This is a genomic window from Nonomuraea sp. KM90, from assembly GCF_052246675.1.
Lineage (GTDB): Bacteria > Actinomycetota > Actinomycetes > Streptosporangiales > Streptosporangiaceae > Nonomuraea.
On the sequence record NZ_JBQQCB010000267.1, the window covers coordinates 1 to 5,296 of the forward strand.

5 protein-coding genes and 1 pseudogene are annotated in these 5,296 nt (G+C 66.9%); 5 read left to right on the forward strand and 1 reads right to left on the reverse strand.

The window, feature by feature from the left end; all coding sequences use genetic code 11:
• From ACTWPW_RS62810 to istB, 5 genes are all read left to right on the forward strand, one after another.
• Positions 1 to 307 (forward strand): ABC transporter permease (locus ACTWPW_RS62810; protein WP_443174819.1); only part of this gene is annotated, 307 nt, incomplete at its 5' end.
• A 29-nt stretch (positions 308 to 336) separates the two neighbouring features.
• Positions 337 to 759 carry a DoxX family protein gene (locus ACTWPW_RS62815; RefSeq protein WP_443174820.1) on the forward strand — a complete coding sequence of 141 codons (423 nt, stop codon included), beginning with the start codon at positions 337 to 339 and terminating at the stop codon, positions 757 to 759.
• Positions 760 to 785: 26 nt separating this feature from the next.
• The gene (locus ACTWPW_RS62820; protein ID WP_443174821.1) at positions 786 to 1,640 is read left to right on the forward strand and encodes an alpha/beta fold hydrolase; all 855 of its coding nucleotides are present in this window, start codon (positions 786 to 788) and stop codon (positions 1,638 to 1,640) included.
• 421 nt (positions 1,641 to 2,061) lie between these two features.
• A complete protein-coding gene (istA, locus tag ACTWPW_RS62825) occupies positions 2,062 to 3,738 on the forward strand; it encodes an IS21 family transposase (RefSeq protein ID WP_443174822.1) in 1,677 nt (558 codons plus the stop codon).
• Entirely contained in the window at positions 3,735 to 4,511 is a 777-nt protein-coding gene (istB, locus tag ACTWPW_RS62830) for an IS21-like element helper ATPase IstB (protein ID WP_443174823.1), read from the forward strand. Before istA ends, istB begins: the two co-directional genes overlap by 4 nt.
• Before the next feature lie 118 nt (positions 4,512 to 4,629).
• Here the strand turns inward: istB and ACTWPW_RS62835 are convergent.
• A pseudogene (locus tag ACTWPW_RS62835) lies at positions 4,630 to 5,121 on the reverse strand (IS982 family transposase); the annotation flags it as partial.
• Positions 5,122 to 5,296: the final 175 nt, after the last annotated feature.

The following is a 5,296-nucleotide window of genomic DNA, read 5'->3' on the forward strand; positions in this document are numbered from 1 at the left end:
CCTGTCGTGGCTGTGGACGATGCTCAGCCTGATCCTGCGCACGCCGAACTCGGTGGCGGGGGTCAGCATGATGGTGATGTTCCCGCTGACGTTCGTGAGCAACATCTTCGTGGACCCGAAGACGATGCCCGGGTGGATGCAGGCGGTCGTCGAGGTCAACCCGATCACCCACCTGGCGACCGTGGTACGCGGCCTGATGGACGGCTCGGTGCCCACCGGGGAAATCGGCTGGGTGCTCGTCTCGTCCGTACTTCTCGTCGCGGTCTTCGGTCTCATCACCATAGTCCTCTACCGCAACAAGAAGTAGAGGATTCCGAGAGAAGAGGAGAGCGGCAAATGAACACCGACATCATGAACAACTCGCGTGCGGGTGAGCACCAGCCCGGGCGCGCACGCAATATCGGGCTCTGGGTCCTGCAGGTTGCGCTGGGCGCGATGATCGCCGGCGGCGGAATCGCGAAGCTTGCAGGCGATCCGGCGATGGTGGACATGTTCGCGGACATCGGGGCAGGACAGTGGCTTCGGTACCTGGTCGGAACGCTGGAGGTCGCTGGCGGGGTGGGGCTCCTGATCCCGGCACTGGCGGGCCTGGCAGGTCTCGGGCTGGTCGCGCTGCTGGCGGGTGCCGCCATCACCAATCAATTCGTGCTCGAGCAGAGCCCCTGGCATCCGCTGGCATTCCTGGTGGTGGCGGCCGTGATCGCAAGGGCGCGCTGGTCGCGCACCGAGGCCGTCGTCGGCACGCTGTTCAGGCGCTGAGACAACCTCTCGAACGGAGATGTGAGATGAACGACATGCCTCTTCGCGTGACATCAAACGATGGCACCACCATCGCCTACGACCGGAAGGGAAGCGGCCCGGCGGTCATCCTGGTAGGCGGCGGACTGGACGATGGAGCCGAGAACGCTCCCTTGGTACCTGCTCTCGCCGAACACTTCACGGTTTACAACTATGCCCGTCGGGGACGCGGCGCGAGCGGCTTCACCGAGCCCTACGCCGTGGAAAGGGAGATCGAGGACCTGGATGCGTTGATCGCGGCGGCGGGCGGCTCGGCACACCTGTTCGGGGCGTCCTCTGGTGGCGCGCTGGCGATGGAAACCGCTGCGGCCGGGTCTGCCATCGACATGATCGCCGTGTGGGAGGTGCCCTACGCGGTCGGGGACGACATACGCCCTCGATTCGAGAAGTACATCGCGGACACCCGACGCGCCTTCGACGCCGGGCGAGACGAAGAGGTTCTCGAACTGTTCATGCGCGTGACCGGCGCCTCCGACGACGACAGGGGGGCAGGGGCGATGATGCGTTCGAGAATGTCGACCGCGGCCAAGCAGACGCCGCATTGGGCGCATTCGGTCGCCCTCGCGCCCACGCTGGTCCACGACAGCGTCTTCCTCAACCGCTACCAGTTGCCGGCCGATCGACTGGCAACGGTCACCCAACCGGTCCTGGTCATCACCGGAGGACCGATCTCGTCCCCCTATATGGCAGGCCTGCCCTCGGACTTCTTCGACCGCGCAGCCGACGAGCTTGCAGACCTACTACCCCACGCTCAACGGGAGACCCTCGAGGGGCCGGATCACGTCGTCGACCCACAGACCGTCGGCCCGCTGTTGCTACGGTTCTTCAGCAGCGAACACTGAGGGGCCCGCGAGGTGTTGCGGGAAGACCGATTAGGCACCGCGCAAGCAGATCTTCGTCGCGCCAGGGACACGGGGCGGACAGGTGGTGTCGAGGTTGATGTCGTCGGCGGCATCACAGGCCTGATCCTGGGCGTGCTCGTCACCAACGTCTTCGTCACCACGCAAGGCCGGGCCGTCGTACTGACCTGGGCTTCAGTGGGACTCGACCTGGCCTACTCGCTGCTCATCGGCTCCGTCGTCGGTCGTACCCCGCACTCCGGGCCGACTCAGTACCGCCCACCGAAGCCCTGCGCAGCACATGACCAGGCACCTCGGTAGGGCCAGTGATTCCGGGCTGTGGTCGCATGCGGTCACCGTTCCCGGGCGGTGGCCCGGTGCCGAAAGTCGTGCCCACGGCGTGCTCACGTCAGGAGTGCCACCGATGACGCAGCCGCGTTCCCGGGTCGACCTGTACGCGGCGATCCGACGGGATGCCCGATCTGGGATGTCCAACCGCGCGCTGCAGCGCAAGCACGGCGTCGGCTTCCGAACCGTGACAGCGGCGCTGGAATCTGCATGGCCGAAGGAGAGAAAGCAACCGCCCAAACGCGGCTCACGGCTTGACGCGTACCGAGTGGTGATCGACGACTGGCTGCGCTCGGACCTCGACGCACCGCGGAAGCAGCGACACACGGCGAAGCGGATCTTCGATCGACTGCTTGACGAACATGACGGGGCCGGGGTGGTGTCGTACTGGATGGTCCGCGAGTACGTCGCCACCCGACGCCGTGAGATTCGCGTCGAGGTCGGACGGGAACCTGCCAACGCGTTCATCCCGCAAGAGCACCTCCCGGGCCGCGAGGCCGAGGTTGACTTCGGCGACGTCGCCATCCACCTGCGCGGCGAGCTCGTAACCTGCGCGCTGTTCAGCCTTCGGCTCTCCTACTCGGGCAAGGCCGTGCACAGGGTCAGTGCCTCGGCTGGGCAGGAAGCCTTCTTCGAGGGTCACGTCCACGCCTTCAACGTGCTCGGCGGGGTGCCGACCGGGAAGATCCGCTACGACAACCTCAAGGCCGCCGTCGCGAGCGTGATCGGGTTCTCCCGCCAGCGGGTCGAGGCCGACAGGTGGACCGCCGTCCGTTCCCACTCCCCATCGAAGCCTTCTATTGCCAGCCCGGAATCCAAGGTGCGCACGAGAAGGGCGGCGTCGAGGGGCAGATCGGCTGGTTCCCGACGCAACCACCTCGTCCCCATCCCAGAAGTCGACTCCCTCGCCGAGCTCAACGCTATGGTCGACGCCTGGGACGAAGCCGACGACGCCCGGCGGATCGGGTCCCGCGCCCGCACGGTCGGGGAACACTTCGCCACCGAGCAGCCACTGCTCGCGCCCCTTCCGACCGAGCCGTTCGCGACCGGCCGCTGGTTCACCCCGCGCGTGGACCGGTACGCTCAGGTCACGGTCCGGATGAACAAGTACTCCGTGCCCGCGCGCATGGTCGGCCGTCAAGCCCGGGTGCTCCTGAACGCCAGCGACCTGGTCGTGTTCGACGGCAGGACCGAGATCGCCCGCCACGAACGGCTCATGACCAAGGGCTCGACCCGGGTCGACCTGGACCAGTATCTCGAGGTCCTCCTCCGCAAACCGGGCGCGCTACCCGGTGCGAAAGCGCTGGAGCAGGCCAGGGCATCCGGGCGGTTCACGCCCGTTCACGACGCCTGGTGGGCCGCGGCCTGCAAGGCCCACGGTGACGCCGACGGCACCCGTGCCCTCATTGAGGTCCTGATGCTGCACCGGCACCTTCCACACGACCACGTCGTCGCCGGACTCGCGACGGCGCTGCGTGCAGGCGCGCTCACCGCGGACGCTGTCGCGTTGGAAGCGCGCAAGTACAACGACACAGCAGATGGCGGAGCCGACGACACGACAGCGGACCACCAGTCCCTGATGAGCGGCGACAAGGCACGCGGAGAAGGCGAGATCCCTGCCGTGCGATCGCTGACCGAGCGCCGGCTCCGCGCCCACATCCCGGCCGACACTCGGCCGCTGCCGAGCGTGGAGAAGTACGACCAGCTGTTGGCCAGCCGACGTGACACCCCGAACGAAGGAGCCGCACCGTGACCACCAAGCGCCGTGGGATGACCGAAGAAGCAGCCGACGCCGCGATCGACCAAGCGTGCCGGATGCTGCGAATGCCCACCATCCGCAACTCCTTCACCGACTACGCCGACCGGGCAGGGCGTGAGCAGATGTCTTACCGCGGGTTCCTCGCCGAACTATTGCTTGCCGAGTGCGACGATCGCGCCCGACGCCGGTCCGAACGCCGGATCAAGGCCGCCAAGTTCCCCCGCGAGAAGTCCCTGCGGGCCTTCGACTTCGACGCCAACCCCAACATCGATCCCGCCGTGATCCACACCCTCGCCAAGTGCGAATGGGTCCAGAAGGGACAGCCGCTGTGTCTGATCGGGGACTCCGGCACCGGCAAGTCCCATCTGCTGATCGCACTCGGCACCGAGGCCGCCATGGCCGGCTACCGGGTCAAGTACACCCTGGCGACCCAGCTTGCCAACGAGCTCGTCGAGGCCGCCGACGAGATGACGCTGGCGAAGACCATCGCCCGCTACGGCCGCGTCGACCTGCTGTGCATCGACGAACTCGGCTACATGCAACTCGACCGCCGCAGCGCGGAACTCCTCTTCCAGGTCCTCACCGAGCGTGAGGAGAAGGCCTCGGTCGCGATCGCGTCCAATGAGTCCTTCGGCTGGACCAAGACCTTCACCGACCCCCGGCTATGCGCAGCCATCGTCGACCGACTCACCTTCGGCGGCACCATCCTCGAGACCGGCACCGACTCCTACCGTCTGGCCCAAGCCACAAAGCAGCGGACAACCTGACACCCGTCGGGCGCGGAAGCGGTGTCGACGCAAACCAACATCCGCGGCACCGACACGTGCCCGGCGGTGTCAGAACTCGCCAACAAGCGGTGTCGGACGAAACCTCCGCAGCCAGGGTGGCCAGGGCCCAGGTGATCGGTAAGCCCGCGGGGGTGCAGATCAGGTGCAGGCGCAGGCCCCAGAACCAGCGTGAGTGGGAGCGGCAGTAGCCGTAGCCGGCCCAGCCGGCCAGCTCGGAGCGCTGGACGGTGGGGCGGGAACGGCCGCACTCGACCGGCGTGGAGTCGGCCACCCACACTGTGTCGCTCCACAGGTCGGTGTCGGAGGCCAACGCCCGGATCGCTCGCTTGAACAGTGGCAGGGCCTTGCGCAGGCGCTTGTTGTAGCCGGACTGGCCAGGCAGGTAGGGAAAGGCGCCGGGCAGGTGCTCGGGGACGTAGCGCAGCCAGCGGGCCTCGGAGTGGATGCCGAGCAGGACCTGAGCCACGGCCAGGGTGAGCAGTTCGGCGTCGGTCAGCTTCGGTTTGCGTCCCAGTCGTAGCCGGTGGCCGAGCCAGTCGTCGATCCTGACGTACAGTGCGGTGAGAAGGGTGTTGAGGTCTGTTGTCACAAACCGATCGTCAACACCCTTCGTCATGTTCACACTCCGCCTGGCAGCGACTTAGGACTTACTCGTCTAGTCCCATTTCCGCTGCGCGGAGCCCGTTCCGGGCTGAAAATCGGGAGTGGTTACCCGCCGACGCCGTAGCTCTATGGTCGTCATGAGGCCGTCGTCTAGTCGGGCG